The following is a 13,377-nucleotide window of genomic DNA, read 5'->3' as shown; positions in this document are numbered from 1 at the left end:
CCCACCACTATGCCCAGGGCGGGAGCCGGTGGAACGTACCGATCCGTCGGCCCGAGCCGGGAGGTGGCGGCGGACACGGCCCTGCGGGCCGCCGTGGCGGCGGAGCGGTGCCACCGCCGCCGGGACGGCCGCCGTCCCCGACTAGGAGGCACCGTCCGCGGTGCCCACCGCCGTGCGGGCCGCCGCCACGAAGGCTGCGATCGCCGGGTGCGTGCGGCCGCCCGCGCGGAAGGCGACCTTCGAGCGGCGGAAGAGGGGCAGCCGGGTCAGGACCACGCCTTCGGGGGTGGGCGTGGTGGCCATCTCCGGTACGAATCCGGCGCCTTGCCCGATCGCGGCCAGCGCCAGGACGGTACGGAAGTCGTTGACCTGATGGCGGATGCGCGGCTGGAAGCCGGCCGCCTGGCAGGCGCGTACGGCCATCGCGTGACCGGTCGTACCGTCCCGGGCGGTGATCCACGGGGTCGTGGCCCACGGTCCGAGCAGTTCGGCCAGGGTGCCGGGGTGGGCGGCCGAACCGCTGGCGGGAGGCCTGTCGTCGGCGGCCTCGGCCGTGGCCAGGTACATCGGCTCGTCCAGCAGGGGCACCTGATCGACCGTGGTGTCCGGTGAGGCGGGAACGAAGTCGTAGTCGTGGACGAGGGCCACGTCGAGTTCGCCGGTGCGCAGGGCGTCGGAGACTCGCGCCGAGTCGATCTCCTGCAGCATCGGTTCCAGCGCGGGGTGCCGCAGGGCCAGTTCGGCCAGCGTCCCGGGCACGATCGCGGGGCCGCCGGAGGGGAACGTCCCGATCCGCAGCGGTCCCCCGATGCCCTCGCGCGCCCCGGCCAGCTCGGAGACCGCGCGTTCGAGGCGTTCGAGAACGGCGTCGGCGTGGGTGACGAGGGTGCGGCCCGCGGGCGTGAGCACCACCCGCCTGCCGCTTCGTTCCAGCAGGGGCACACCGGCTTCGCGTTCGAGGACACCCAGTTGCTGGGAGACGGCCGACGCGGTGAAGGTGAGCGCCTCTGCCACGGCCGCGATGGTGCCGCGTCGCTGCAGTTCGCGGAGCAGGTGGAGACGTCGCACATCAAGCATAAGATCACCTTACGCATGAGCGAAGAAATGTGAGCTGGATCTACCGGGTCGGTGTCGGTGAGGCTGGTCGCATGAAGCCCGAAGCGAACCTCACCGGCCTGTTCGTCCCCTTGGTGACTCCGTTCACCGACGACCTGCGCCTTGCCCCGGACACGCTCGCCCGCCTCGCCGACGAGGCCCTGTCGGCCGGCGCACGCGGTCTCGTCGCCCTCGGCACCACGCGGAGGCGGCCACGCTGACCACGGAGGAGAAGCGGGCCGTGGTCCGCATCTGCTCGGCCGCCTGCCGGGCACACGGAGCTCCGCTGATCGTCGGCGTCGGCACGAATGACACGGCCGCCGCCATCACGACACTGCGGGACCTCGCCCAAAGCGGTGACGTCGCCGCGGCGCTGGTCCCCGCGCCGCCCTACACCCGGCCCGGCGAGGCGGGAACGCTGGCGCACTTCACGGCACTCGCCGAACACGGAGGCCTCCCGCTGGTCGTCTACGACGTCCCGTACCGCACCGGTCAGCCCCTCGGCACCAGCGCCCTGAAGGCGCTGGGGCACCTGCCGGAGGTCGTCGCGGTCAAGTACGCGACCGGTGCGATCGACGGATCCACCATGGACCTGCTCGGCTCGACGGCACCGGGCTTCGCGGTGCTCGGCGGCGACGACGCCGTCATCTCGCCGCTGCTCGCGGCGGGCGCCCACGGCGGGATCCTGGCGTCGGCCCATGTCCGCACCGCTGACTTCGCCGAACTGATCTCGCTGTGGCGGCGCGACGAGGCCGCACCGGCCCGCCGGCTGGGAGCCGAGCTGGCCCGGCTGTCCGCCGCGCTCTTCGCCGAGCCCAACCCGACCGTGATCAAGGGCGTCCTGCACGCCCAGGGCCGCATCCCCAGCCCGGCCGTCCGGCTGCCGCTGCTGGCCGCCTCCACCGATGCGGTACGGCGGGCGACGAGCCTGGCCGACACACGGACCCACCGCGCGCGCCACGAGGCCGCGGCCTGACCGCGGGTGACGACCCCGAACCCGTTCCGCCCAGGCGGCCCGGGCGGCCTCCGGGACGACGGGCCGCAGGAGCTACGGCGCCTGGTTCACACCGGGGGTGTCGGCTCCGGTTCCTTCGGGACGGCGCGGTCGCCCGGGTGGCGGACGGCGCACAGGAAGCCGAGGCCCAGGGCTACGGCCATGCCGTAGAAGACCCACTGGTTGGCCTGGGCGAAGTCCATCTGGATGGACGACATGGCGTCGCGAGTGGCTTCGGCGACCTGTCCGGTGCCGGTCGGCGGGGTGGCATCGCCGTGGCCGGAGACGGAGTCGGTGATGCCGCGTGCGACCTGGTCCGCGGTGGCGGGGTCGATGCCCCGGGCCCGGAGCGTGTCCGTGACGTTCTCCGTCATGGCCCGCGACAGCAGGGCGCCGAACACCGCAAGGCCGATGCTCGCCGCGTAGTTGCGGACGGTCTGGGTGATACCGGTGACCTCGCCGTACGAGGTTCCGATGGCCCGGTTGACCGCGTCCGTCGACGCCGGGGCCAGGATGAAGCCGATTCCCGCGCCGGCGAGGGCCGCGTACGGCCATTGGTCGTGCATGGACAGGTTCGTCAGTTCGTTGGCCCACAGGGCGAAGCCGACCGCGCCCAGGATCGTTCCCGCCTTCAGCGCGGGGCGCGCGCCCCGTTTGTCGAGGATCCGGCCGCCCCACTGGGAGGCGAGGGCGAAGCCGACGAAGAAGTACAGCAGGAAGAGCGCCGCCTGGTTGGGCGAGGCGCTCAGGGACACCTGCGCGTAGACGGAGGAGAAGAAGAACACCGGCACGAAGGCGAGCATCGCGAAGAACAGCACGGCCGCGTCCACCGTGAACGCCTTGTCCTGGAAGACCCGCAGGTCGATCAGCGGGTGGCGGACGCCGCGTTCGTACCGTACGAACACGTACAGGATCACGAGGCCGCCGACGACGCAGAGCCACGTCGCCCAGCTCCCCCATCCCCACGACCAGGCCTGCTGGAAGCCGAGGACGCTCAGGCCCATGCCGGCGGCGACGAGAACGGCGCCGGGCACGTCGAGAGTTCCGGGGCGCGGGCGGTCCGCGATGTGCGCGAGAGCGGTGAGGATCAGGGCGATGACCGCGACCGGCACGTTGACCCAGAAGACGGCGCGCCAGGTCCACGAGGCCGTGAGCCAGCCGCCGAGCAGCGGGCCGACGGCGGTCAGCGCTCCGGAGATCCCGAAGAACAGGGCAAGCGCCCTGCCCCGCCGCTCGACGGGGAACACCGCCACGACCACGGCCAGGGCGGCCGGGAAGAGCAGTGCCGCGCCGAGACCCTGCACGGCCCGGAAGGTGATGAGCCACGGCTGGGCGTAGTCGCCGGACGGGACGCACCCGCAGAGGACCGACGCGATGACGAAGACGAGGGTGCCGATGATGACGATGCGCCGTGGCCCGTACAGGTCTGCCAGCCGGCCGCCGAGGGCGAAGAACGCGGCGAGGGAGAGGAGATAGGCGTTGACCACCCATTGCATGCCCGAGCTGGAGAGTCCCAGTTCGCGCACGATGTCGGGGGCGGCGATGGAGACGATGGTCTGGTCGATGAAGGTCATCGCCACCGCGAACATCATCGCCGCGAGTGCCATGGTCTCGTTCGGGAGCCGTCCACCCTTCTGCTGCGCGGGGTGCGGCTGCGGATCAGGCTCTGTCCGGCTGCTCACGCTGTCCAGTCTGAGCCCGTCCACAGCGTCGCGCACGCCGCGCGCGGGCACGCGGGTGCCGGAAGAGGCGGGCGAGAGAACGGGGACGCCGGGGAGGAGAAAGGCCGGTGCGGTCTCAGAAGGGGTACTCGGCGCACACCTCACCGTCGAGGCAGTGGGCTGCGTGGCGGCGCATCCGGGGCCCATAGGCGTCGTGGCGGAACAGCGACGTGTAGGAGCCGGTGTCGCGCTCGACGAGGCCGGCGGTATCGGCCAGGTAGACATCGAATCCGGGGTACATCAGTCCGACGAACGGCAGGTCGTCCATGTCGAGGGCGAGGACGGGATACTCCCCTTCCTCGTCGGGTTCGGTGACCGCGAGGACGCGCCGGGAGTCCGAACCGCCGGGCAGCAGGAAGCATTCGGGGAAGCGTTCCGCCAACGGGGCGAAGTCGTCCGTCCACCAGGCGCCGAACTCGTCGCCCACGAGCCGGTCGAGCGGGCGCGGGGCGGCGCCGTGCGCGGTGGTGTGCGCGGTCGTGTGCGCTGTGGTGTGTGCGGTGGTGTGCGTCGCGCTGTGCGCAGCCGTGTGCGCCGTGGAGTGCGCGGTCGTGTGCGCCGTGGAGTGCGCGGTCGTGTGCGCCGTGGAGTGCGCCCCCTCGATCGTCATGAGGCCGACCCTAACAAGCCGGTCCGACAGGCCTAGGGACGTTCGAAGGCCTGCAGTACGCCACCGAGCGCGAAGCACAGCGCACCGCACAACGTCCCCCAGTTGGCGATGTCGGCGTTGACCAGGCTCTGGGTCGTGGGCCGGGTGAAGGCGGCCAGCGCGGAGACCATGAAGAGCACCGACCCGAACTGATTCACCGCCACCACCCACCAACCGAGGCTGCGCGAGCGCAGGCAGGGCCGGGAGCGATGGCAGATCTCGGCGAACGCGAGATGACCCGACACCAGGAAGAGCACGCAGCCGACCACATCGGGAGCCCAGATCAGTCGGTTGGTCTGCTGGACGCTGAGCCCCTGCAGGAAGGAGTCCAGCAGGTTGACTCCGAACACGAGCGTCCCGGCGAACAGCACGAACGTGCTGAGCCAGTCCAGACGCATCGGCTCGTACCCCCACCACCGCCATCCGACCGTTGCCAGTGGGCCGCCCGCCGGGGCGTGGCGAGGCGCGTTCAGCACCTGCAGGAGCGCGGTGTAGCCGCCGATGGTGAAGAAGAGCCCGCCGACCAGGTAGATGGAGGCGCTCTCTGCCGGGTCGCCCGAGCCGAACTGGGCGACCCCGGCGCCGAGAGCGAAGAGCGTTCCGCCGAGGAAGAACGCACCCGATGCGACGGAATTGAGCCTCCGGAGGCGATCGAGCGCCTCGGCGTCGGCGGTCGGGGACATGACGACCGTGCCCCCGGGGTCGCGGACGGACAGCGCCCCGCGCTTGCGCGCGGGCCGCGACTCCCATACGACCGTCCCCCCTTCGGGGTGGTGCCAGGTGAGCCGGGTGGTGAACGGTCCCGCGCCTTCGGCGTGGTGCTCAGGCTGTTCCACGGCACGAGCCTAGTTACCGCTCCTCCGCCCGGCGGACAGTGAAACGAGGAGGTTCAGGACGTTGTCCTTTCCCCTGGAAGTCCTGCCCCCCAAATGGCCTGTCCTCCGGGCGTCCTGGCTCCGGCGGCTAGAAGAGACCGCCGCGTTCCCCTGCCCTGCGGCCCCGTTCATCAGGGGATGCGACGGGGGCGTCACCGTAGGTGTAGGCGGTTCGGACGTGCCCGTCACGGGCGTGGACGACGACCTGTGCGGGGGTGTGCTCCTTGGCGTGCCGACGTGCGGAGTCGATCGCGTCTCTCTGGGTCCGGTGCGGCTCGTGCAGCAGCCGACGGCCTTCCCGGCCCTCGACCTGCCACTTCACACCCGCAGCCGCTGCCCGCTCGCCGGACGGTGCGACGTGGTAGACGGTTCGTTTCGCTGTCATGTTCCTTCTCCTCAGCCTTTCAGCGGACTGTCTCAGGCTCGGGAGCCGCTCGTGATCTCCGCACAGTGGGTGACCACCGAAGCGAGACTTCCGTGCGTACGCAGGAGCTCACGCTGGACACGGGCCCCGTTGCCCCGTTCCAGCAGGGCGGCGATGCCTTCTCGGACCCGCTCGTCGTCGCCGCTCTCGGCCAGGGCCTCACGGACATGGGCGTGCAGTGCCCGGACGACCTCCGCCGCCGGAGCCTCCCGCATGGTCTCGGGGTGGAGGAGGGGGCCTTCCAGGCCCGACCGGCCGGCCCGCCACGCCGCGAGGCGAAGCAGGCTCGTGCTGACGCGGGAGGGCGGCTCTCCGGCCCGCCAGGCCATGGCGGCGGTGTCGACCAGGCCCCGTACCAGGGCGGCAAGGAGCACCGGAGTCGACGCGTCGAGGCACACGTCCACCACCCTGACCTCCACGGTGGGGTAGGTGGCCGACAGCCGGGCGTCGAAGTAGATCATCCCTTCGTCGCGCAGGACGCCGGTGTCGAGCAGCGCGCGGACCTGTTCGTGGTAGCGATCGGCGGATCCGAAGACGTCCATCGGACCGGCCGAGGGCAGCCGGTTCCACACCCTGCCGCGGTAACTCGCGTACTTGCTGTCCTGTCCTTGCCAGTAGGGCGAGTTCGCGCTCATCGCGGCCAGCACCGCGAGCCAGGGGCGGATCCTGTCCAGCACGGCGACGCCCTCCTCGTCCGACTCGACCGAGACGTGGACGTGGCAGCCGCAGGTGAGCTGCTCCTGCGCGGTCAGGCCGAACTGCTCGCCGAGCCATGCGTATCGCTCGCCCGGGTTCAGCGAGGGCCGGGCGGGCAGCGGTGAGGTGGCCAGGGCCGCGACGAGGGCGCCCGCGGAGGCGGCGTGACGGCGGGCCTCGGCGCGGCAGCGGACGATCTCGTCCCGGAGTTCGCCCATCTCCGTCACCGGCTCGGTGGCGAACTCCACCTGTTCCTTCTGCAGTTCCTTCTCGAAGGCGTGCTCCGGCTCACCCTCGTCGTCCGGCCGGCGGCCCACGGACCTGTCGGCGGCGGCGAGGACGGCACCGGCCAGAGCGAGCGGCTCCCCGCTGCGGGCGTGCACCAGCAGCAGCTCTTCCTCCACGCCCACGCTTCTCATGGAGCCACCGCCGTTCGCCCCGTCTCACGAGCGGGTCAGCCCTTGAAGACGTCCTTGATCTTCTCCTTGGCCTCGCGGGCGTTCCCCTTCGCCTTCTCCGCGCGTCCCTCGGCGGTCAGGCGTTCGTTGCCCAGCGCCCGGCCGACCATCTCCTTGAGCCTGCCTTTGACCTGCTCGGCCTTGGCGCGGCCCTTCTCCTTGTCCGACACGACTGACCACTCCCCAGAATGGGAACATTGGTTATACATGGGTTCTGACCGGCATTCCGAATGACAAACCTGGCACTCCATGTCATCGGCCCCTGCCAGGGCCGGCCGCGACCGGGCTGTCGCCGAGACGGGTCCTGGAGATCGGCCGGATCGAGGCACACGACGGCGGCACGGGCCTCTTCCAGGTCGGGCGAGTCGAAGGGCGTGCCGGCGCCGTCGCGGCCTGTCGTGTCGTGGCCTGTCGTGTCGTGGCCTGTCGTGTCACGCCTTCAGAACGTGTTGTGCCGCCGCAACCGCAGCGGACGACCGTCCGGATCGACCAGAACGTGATGCAGAGGAGTCGCCAGCGCCCGCTGTGCCCCGGACAGATCCGGGGGCCTGTACCGGCGCAGCCGGCCGGCCGGTCGAGGACCGCCGCGGCCGGCCTCATGCCAGGCGTCGAGTGCTGCCGCGGCCTCCGCGAAGGCACCGAAGGCGCTCGCCGGGTCACACAGCGCGGCCGGCTCCGCTTCCGCCCGCCGCCCCGCGGCCCCTCGCGCGTCCAGGTGCTCACGCATGAGCCCGAGGCGCAGCTCTCGGGCGAAGACCCGCGCGCCGTCCCCGAGCCCTCCGGGGTCGCGCGGCCTCCGCCGGTCCAGGCTCTCGTCGACGACGGCGCAGCCGAGTTCGGAGTCGTGGGTCCATGAGCGGAGGTTGATGTTGTCGGAGCCCACGGAGGCCCACACGTCGTCGATGACGCACACCTTGGCATGGACGTACACGGGGGTCCCGGCATGGTTCTCCAGTCCGTAGACCGCGACCCGGTCGCCGGCGGCCCGACGCAACTCGTCCAGCGCCGTGATCCGCCCGATCAGGTTCATGGGCAGGGTGAGCCTGCCGTCCTGTTCCGGGAAGGTGGGAATGACCCCGATCATCAGCAGTCCGGGATGGTCGGCCAGCGCCCGGGCGAACGAGGCCACCACTCTCGGGGACCACAGGTACTGGTCCTCGACGTAGATCAGGGCCCGGGCCCGTCGCAGCGCCTTGAGGTACCCCCGTGCGATGCTCCGCTCTCCGTCGGGGGCGAAGGGATAACCGCGCCACAGCCGGTTCGGATACGTGCGCAGCACCTGCACGGTGTGCGTGCCGCGCGGAACGGGATCGGGGGCCTGCGGCGGCAGTCTGCCCGCGTCGGCGTCCTCCCGGTGCATCAGTGCCCGCAAGCGGGTGGCCGGGCTGCGACTGAGCGGAGCGGGGTCCTCCCACCGTTCGCGGAACACCGCCTCGACGTCGCCGACGACCGGCCCGCGAAGGGCGAGCTGCACGTCGTGCCACGGCGGGTGCGGACCGTAGGCGGAGGCCAAGGGAAGGGACTGGCGGTCGCCCGCGTGGGTGGCGTCGTCGTTCCGGTTGCGGCAGAGGTCGATTCCTCCGACGTACGCCACGTCCAGCTCCGGGCGGCCGGGGTGACGCAGCACCACCATCTTCTGGTGGTGCGAGCCGCCGGGCCGCACCCGCGTGTCGAGCAGGCACTCGCCGCCCGCCTCCTCGATCTCCGCGCCGAGGCGGCGGTTCTCCTCCTGGCTGAACCGGAGACTGTCCAGGTGGGAGCGCCACAGCAGGCCCTTCACGACGACGTGCCGGCCGGCCGCCTCGCGCAGCACCGCGCCGATCTCGGTGCCCTGACCGGCGAGCCGCTCGTCGCGATCGCCGCGCCAGTCGGTGAACAGGAGCAGGTCACCGGCGCGCATGTCACGGATGGCGTCCAGCAGCTCCCTGAAGTACGTGGCGCCGTGAACCAGGGCGAGCGCGCGATTCCGCTCGGACCAGGCCTTACCGTCCCGGCGGCGCGTGTCGAGGCGCGTCGCGGGATTGCCGCGTTCGCCGGGTGTCAGAAGCCACTCTGCGCGCGTCACGTCGTCGGCCCTCCCAGGCCCGTCCGCCGCCGGCCGCGGCAGACGTGATGCCGCGTCCCGTACGGCTCTCCCGAGCCCCGTCGGCACCCTCACCTTTCAGCGTGCCACTCCGGGGCGGCCCGCGCCGTCGCGGCGTGCCTCAGGTGTCCTCGTCCATGCCGATGGCCTCCTCGAGCGAGTCGAACACCTCGCCGGTGGCACGTCGGCGTTCCTCCAGCAGCGCCAGCGCGATCGCGTCGAGCTTCCGCTGGACAGCCCGGTCCGCCCGCCGCTCGGCGTTCTTGAGCAGGGCCAACAGCAGCAGGGTCACCGACACCATGGTGTCCCCGACCAGGAGTTGCCAGCTCACCGACAGGCCCGCCGCATGGACCCCGATGAAGGCCGCGACGAGCAGCAGACAGAACGAGAAGAACAAAGGGGAACTCGTCAGATTCGACGCTCGCTCCGCGAGGCGTTCGAACGGGCCTCGCCCTTTGCCTCCCCGCTCGGAAGGGTGCTCGAGGGTCATACTCCGTGGTACCGCAGCGGCACCCGGACCGCACGTCGCCAGATCTCCCGCACCTCCGGATGCCAGGCGTCCCCAGGACCCGGCCGACGGCCTTGGGCCAGGCGTCCAGCACCTAGGATGCCGGGGTTCGGACGTGCGGGACCTCGGGGGTGCGTGGCATGAGCGGTTACGGCAGTAGTGGGTACGGTGACGCGGCGGGCGGCGGCGGTGCGAACCTGCCGCAGGGACCCCCGTACGCTCCTCCGGTGGCTCCGCGGGGACATCCGAACTCCCCGTCCGCTCCCCCGCCGGGACATCCGTACGCGCAGTCCGGCCCGCCGCCGGCCTACCCGTACCCGCAGTCCGGCCCTCCGCCGGGGCACTCGTACCCGCACTCCGGCCCTCCGCCGGGATACTCGTACCCCCCGGGCTACGCACCGGTCCCGCCTCCGCGCGCGGAGCCCTCGCGGGCCCGGAACATCCTGCGCGGCCTCTACAACCCTCTGTACGCCGCCCAGCGGACCTTCCGCCCGTCGCGCCCCGGGATCGTCCACGACCCGGAGGTCCGCAAGCTCCAGTTGTGGCGGACCGGCCTCGGACTCCTCGCCTGGGTGGGTCTGATGGTCACCTACAACGCCGTGGCGAGCGCCGACGACGTCCAGGGCGTGGCGAGCGACCGCCTCGACCAGAGCTGGACCAGCGTCCTGGTTCTCGTCTGCACCTTCCCCGTGGTGGTCGGCGCCTTCGTGGCGGCCGCACGGGGCGGGCTGCGCCGGGAGTACCTGCGCCGGACCCTGCGTCCCGTCGGCTCGGTTCTGGCGATCATGGCGTCCATGGGCACCTCCGCCCTCGCCATGGCCCCGGAGTCGGCAGGCCTGCGCGACGCCGTGGGACTCCCCGGACGGATCCTCATCGTCGTGCTGTGTCTGTGGTCGATCGGCTTCGCGCTCTACGGCATCGGCCTGTCCCTGGTGCACGTGTTCCGCACGGCCGACATCCACGAAGTGCTGCCGCCGATCCTCGCCGGCGTCCTGGTGTGGGAGATGGCGCTCCTCGATGTGATCACCGGTTCCTACGACCAGGTCCCGCCGGGTGCCCGGGTGATCTTCATCCTCGGCGCGCCCGTCACGGTGACGGCCCTGTCGTGCTGGGAGCTGTACCGGCTGCGGCGCGACCACGGACTCACGCTCCGCACGGCGCTGAGCCGCTGACGCTCTGTCGGCGTGTGTTGCAGGCCCTGGGCCGTGCGCTGTCGGCCTGGGCCGTGCGCTGTAGGGCCTGGGCCGTGCGTTGCGGGCCCTGGGCCGTGTGCTGCAGGCCCTGGGACGTGCGTTCATACCGGCTGGGACATCACCTGGGCAGAAGAGCCCGTCCGACCACCGGGCGGAGTACGCTGAACTTACCGGGAGTAACTCGAGCACCCGCTCCCACGCGGACGTCGTTTCCGGCGATCAAGACGCTGGACCGCCCTGCAGGGCGGTCCGGAGACGGGTCCGCATCATGACCACCACCGTCGCACCCACCCTTTCCGCGCGCCTTTCGCTGACGCCGAAGACCACCCTCGCCGGCCTCCTGGACGGCGCATGGTGGCCGCGTTCACGTGACCTCGCCGCCGAGATTCCGCCCTTGGCCGACGCACTCGGGGGACGCTTCGGACGCATCACACGCATCACGGTGAACCCCACCCGCTGGCCCGTCGTCCCGCACAAGGTCGCCGTCACCGGGCACACCGTTCACGTCGGCTGGTTCACCGAGCAGGATCCCGACAAGATGATCCTGCTCTCCTACGCCGTCGGCCGCTGCGACCTGCTGGTCATTCCTCCCGACACCGAACCCGCCGCAGCCGCCCGGCTCATGACCGCCGCCGCCCTACCCGGCAGCATCCTGGCCGCCGGTGCGCTGATGTCCGACGAGGCCGCGACCGGCCGCCGGATGCGAGACGCCCGCAGCAGCATGAACGCCTGGGAGACCGACGGCGGGGCCGGTCGGCCGCCGCCGCGGCAGCCGGTCGTCGGCGCGCGGATGATCCCCATGCCCGGAAACCCGCGGAGGTGACCCCGTGGAGACTCTGATCACGATCGCCGCGATCGCGCTGCTGATCGCGCTCGGCGTGCGCCTGATCCACCGGCTCAACGCCCAGCACGACGCACGCATCGCCGCCCACCACTTCGGCGAGCCCTTCCCGGCCATTCGCCGGCCCCCCGGCCACGGCCCTCACACGCCGACGGAGTCCGACATCCCGACGGGGCAGGCCGCCCGCCGTCGGATCACGGGAACCTGGCCCTGATGCCTCCTGATGACCTCCTGATCACCTTCTGATCCCCCCAAGACCACTCCTCCGGCCGAAGGCCGCGGGTGGGGCACCCGACACCCGGGACAACCCACCCGCCAGGCCTCTCGCCCGCCCGCGAAGGGACCACACACCTTGCATCCCACCGACACCGCGCTCCTGCCCTCGGCCGGACACGCCGAGATCCGCATCGTCGCCGCCACCCCCGAAGCCGCCCGCGCGGTCGCCGAGGTGATCCGTCACTCCTTCGCCGGGGCGGAGCAGCGCAGTTACCCCGAACCCGAAGGTGGCACACGGCTCCACCTCACCGTCGACACCGGCTCCGCCGCGGAACCCGCCCTCTCCTGGCTCGCCGCCAGCAGACCGTCCGCGTCCGGCGGCCCGCACGTCGACGAGCTGTGAGGAGCGTCCGCCGATCCCCATACACGGGAAGGAGGCTCCGCCGAGCGCGAGTCGGCGTTCCAGGATCTCTCCGGCTCGGGACGCGGCGGCGGGCCACTCGACCGGCAGGGCGGCGACCGGCACGAGGAGGTCGGGGCCTCTTAGAGGCGCCACTGCGGACGACGCCGCCACCGACTGCGGTCGAAGAGCCGCGCCGCCATCTGTTGCGGTCGAGTGGGGCAGTGGACGCGGTCGCGCTCGCGCGCCGGACGGGGCAGCGCGCTCAGCCTGCTGCTTCGAGGCGGCCGCGACAGGCCGCGGCGATGGCTTCGGCGATGCCGGGCATGTCGGGCCGCCAGGTGGGATTGCAGTTGACCTCGCACACGGTGAAGGAACCGTCGGCTTCGAAGAGGAGATCGACGCCGGCGACGCCGAGGCCGATGACGCCCGCCGCCTCGACGGCCAGTGCCTCCGCGTCCGGGTGTCGACCGGTGCGGACGGTGTGGGTGCCGCCCTGCGCCAGGTTGGAGACGAGGCGGTCGTCGCCGGCCGTGCGCACGGCGGCCGCCACGGCCCGGCCGTCGACCACCACGACGCGCAGGTCCCGGCCGTGCGAGTGGGCGACGTACCGCTGGAGGAGATAGGGGTGCCGGTCGTCCAGGCTGCCCGCCACAGCGCGCAGCCCCTTGTCGTCGTCGGCGAGGAAGACCCGCCGGCCGCGATGGCCGCGTACGGCTTTCACCACGCACGGCTGCGGTACACCCACATCGAGTACGTGCTCCAGGGGCGCGTCGGTGTGGGTGCGGGTATCGGGGACGGGGATGCCTGCGGCGGCGAGCTGTTGGAGTTGCCAGAACTTGTTCACCGCCGCGAGGACCGCATCGGCGGGGTTGATCAGCTGCGTGCCCATGGCGGCCAGGTGCCGCAGCAGGGTGACCTCGCGGTCGGCTGACAGCTGAGGCGTCGACAGACGGGCGTAGGCCACGGCGGGCGCGGCGACGGGGTGCCCGCCGGTGTCGGCGAGTGTGAGCCGTCCGCCTTCCACGCCGAGTACCAGCCGACTGCTGTGGACCACCACGGCCCGATGCCCGAGCTCCGCCGCGAAGGAGGCGATGAGCGACGACGTGACCGGACCCGGGTCCCTGCCGGCAGCGCCCTCCGCATCCCGGCCGAGACCTGGACACAGCAGTAGCCACGCACGTCCTTCGACCACCGACGCCATGCCGGTCCCTTCGTTCGCGG

General features: G+C 71.9%; 16 protein-coding genes. 6 read left to right on the top strand and 10 right to left on the bottom strand.

Features of this window, described 5'->3' with window-relative positions:
* Positions 1 to 141: 141 nt before the first annotated feature.
* Positions 142 to 1,077, bottom strand: coding sequence for a LysR family transcriptional regulator (locus ACFQ79_RS19770; RefSeq protein ID WP_383585150.1), 936 nt, complete (start codon positions 1,075 to 1,077; stop codon positions 142 to 144).
* Between the two features lie 71 nt (positions 1,078 to 1,148).
* Between ACFQ79_RS19770 and ACFQ79_RS19765 the strand changes: the two genes are divergently transcribed.
* Together ACFQ79_RS19765 and ACFQ79_RS19760 are read left to right on the top strand one after the other, a co-directional pair.
* Positions 1,149 to 1,316: a hypothetical protein gene (locus ACFQ79_RS19765; protein WP_383585147.1), complete on the top strand. Its 168-nt coding sequence runs from the start codon at positions 1,149 to 1,151 to the stop codon at positions 1,314 to 1,316.
* A 20-nt stretch (positions 1,317 to 1,336) separates the two neighbouring features.
* Entirely contained in the window at positions 1,337 to 2,071 is a 735-nt protein-coding gene (locus ACFQ79_RS19760; RefSeq protein WP_383585144.1) for a dihydrodipicolinate synthase family protein, read from the top strand.
* An 86-nt stretch (positions 2,072 to 2,157) separates the two neighbouring features.
* On the opposite strand, the gene ACFQ79_RS19755 is transcribed toward ACFQ79_RS19760, so the two are convergent.
* From ACFQ79_RS19755 to ACFQ79_RS19720, 8 genes are all read right to left on the bottom strand, one after another.
* On the bottom strand, positions 2,158 to 3,696 hold the full coding sequence (locus ACFQ79_RS19755; protein ID WP_383585184.1) for an MFS transporter: 1,539 nt from the start codon (positions 3,694 to 3,696) through the stop codon (positions 2,158 to 2,160).
* 190 nt (positions 3,697 to 3,886) lie between these two features.
* On the bottom strand, positions 3,887 to 4,420 hold the full coding sequence (locus ACFQ79_RS19750) for a hypothetical protein (protein ID WP_383585141.1): 534 nt from the start codon (positions 4,418 to 4,420) through the stop codon (positions 3,887 to 3,889).
* A gap of 32 nt (positions 4,421 to 4,452) precedes the next feature.
* Positions 4,453 to 5,295 carry a hypothetical protein gene (locus tag ACFQ79_RS19745; protein ID WP_383585138.1) on the bottom strand — a complete coding sequence of 281 codons (843 nt, stop codon included), beginning with the start codon at positions 5,293 to 5,295 and terminating at the stop codon, positions 4,453 to 4,455.
* Positions 5,296 to 5,422: 127 nt separating this feature from the next.
* Positions 5,423 to 5,719, bottom strand: coding sequence for a DUF2188 domain-containing protein (locus tag ACFQ79_RS19740; RefSeq protein WP_383585135.1), 297 nt, complete (start codon positions 5,717 to 5,719; stop codon positions 5,423 to 5,425).
* 32 nt (positions 5,720 to 5,751) lie between these two features.
* Positions 5,752 to 6,873 (bottom strand): glutamate--cysteine ligase, encoded by a 1,122-nt coding sequence (locus ACFQ79_RS19735; protein WP_383585133.1) that lies wholly within the window; start codon positions 6,871 to 6,873, stop codon positions 5,752 to 5,754.
* Between the two features lie 35 nt (positions 6,874 to 6,908).
* On the bottom strand, positions 6,909 to 7,082 hold the full coding sequence (locus tag ACFQ79_RS19730) for a CsbD family protein (protein WP_383585131.1): 174 nt from the start codon (positions 7,080 to 7,082) through the stop codon (positions 6,909 to 6,911).
* A 269-nt stretch (positions 7,083 to 7,351) separates the two neighbouring features.
* A complete protein-coding gene (locus ACFQ79_RS19725; protein ID WP_383585129.1) occupies positions 7,352 to 8,977 on the bottom strand; it encodes a phospholipase D family protein in 1,626 nt (541 codons plus the stop codon).
* A 139-nt stretch (positions 8,978 to 9,116) separates the two neighbouring features.
* Positions 9,117 to 9,485 (bottom strand): low affinity iron permease family protein, encoded by a 369-nt coding sequence (locus ACFQ79_RS19720; RefSeq protein WP_383585127.1) that lies wholly within the window; start codon positions 9,483 to 9,485, stop codon positions 9,117 to 9,119.
* Between the two features lie 245 nt (positions 9,486 to 9,730).
* Between ACFQ79_RS19720 and ACFQ79_RS19715 the strand changes: the two genes are divergently transcribed.
* The 4 genes from ACFQ79_RS19715 to ACFQ79_RS19700 all read left to right on the top strand — a co-directional run bounded on the left by ACFQ79_RS19715 (position 9,731) and on the right by ACFQ79_RS19700 (position 12,156).
* Complete coding sequence (locus ACFQ79_RS19715) at positions 9,731 to 10,675, top strand: hypothetical protein (protein ID WP_383585125.1); 945 nt, start codon at positions 9,731 to 9,733, stop codon at positions 10,673 to 10,675.
* Positions 10,676 to 10,964: 289 nt separating this feature from the next.
* Positions 10,965 to 11,519, top strand: coding sequence for a DUF5994 family protein (locus tag ACFQ79_RS19710; protein ID WP_383585123.1), 555 nt, complete (start codon positions 10,965 to 10,967; stop codon positions 11,517 to 11,519).
* Between the two features lie 4 nt (positions 11,520 to 11,523).
* Positions 11,524 to 11,751, top strand: coding sequence for a hypothetical protein (locus ACFQ79_RS19705; RefSeq protein WP_383585121.1), 228 nt, complete (start codon positions 11,524 to 11,526; stop codon positions 11,749 to 11,751).
* A 138-nt stretch (positions 11,752 to 11,889) separates the two neighbouring features.
* A complete protein-coding gene (locus tag ACFQ79_RS19700) occupies positions 11,890 to 12,156 on the top strand; it encodes a hypothetical protein (protein WP_383585119.1) in 267 nt (88 codons plus the stop codon).
* Positions 12,157 to 12,418: 262 nt separating this feature from the next.
* Here ACFQ79_RS19700 and ACFQ79_RS19695 read toward each other — a convergent pair whose 3' ends face one another.
* Positions 12,419 to 13,357 (bottom strand): RimK family alpha-L-glutamate ligase, encoded by a 939-nt coding sequence (locus tag ACFQ79_RS19695; protein WP_383585117.1) that lies wholly within the window; start codon positions 13,355 to 13,357, stop codon positions 12,419 to 12,421.
* Positions 13,358 to 13,377: the final 20 nt, after the last annotated feature.

Source organism: Streptomyces sp. NPDC056480, from assembly GCF_042795405.1.
Taxonomy (GTDB): Bacteria; Actinomycetota; Actinomycetes; order Streptomycetales; family Streptomycetaceae; genus Streptomyces.
This window is presented reverse-complemented; position numbering and strand designations above follow the sequence as displayed.

Coding starts and splice junctions, on each gene's coding strand:
- ACFQ79_RS19765 (WP_383585147.1), top strand. CDS start 1,149: ATGAAGCCCGAAGCGAACCTCACCGGCCTGTTCGTCCCCTTGGTGACT.
- ACFQ79_RS19735 (WP_383585133.1), bottom strand. CDS start 6,873: ATGAGAAGCGTGGGCGTGGAGGAAGAGCTGCTGCTGGTGCACGCCCGC.
- ACFQ79_RS19770 (WP_383585150.1), bottom strand. CDS start 1,077: ATGCTTGATGTGCGACGTCTCCACCTGCTCCGCGAACTGCAGCGACGC.
- ACFQ79_RS19720 (WP_383585127.1), bottom strand. CDS start 9,485: ATGACCCTCGAGCACCCTTCCGAGCGGGGAGGCAAAGGGCGAGGCCCG.
- ACFQ79_RS19755 (WP_383585184.1), bottom strand. CDS start 3,696: ATGGCACTCGCGGCGATGATGTTCGCGGTGGCGATGACCTTCATCGAC.
- ACFQ79_RS19695 (WP_383585117.1), bottom strand. CDS start 13,357: ATGGCGTCGGTGGTCGAAGGACGTGCGTGGCTACTGCTGTGTCCAGGT.
- ACFQ79_RS19740 (WP_383585135.1), bottom strand. CDS start 5,719: ATGACAGCGAAACGAACCGTCTACCACGTCGCACCGTCCGGCGAGCGG.
- ACFQ79_RS19750 (WP_383585141.1), bottom strand. CDS start 4,420: ATGACGATCGAGGGGGCGCACTCCACGGCGCACACGACCGCGCACTCC.
- ACFQ79_RS19710 (WP_383585123.1), top strand. CDS start 10,965: ATGACCACCACCGTCGCACCCACCCTTTCCGCGCGCCTTTCGCTGACG.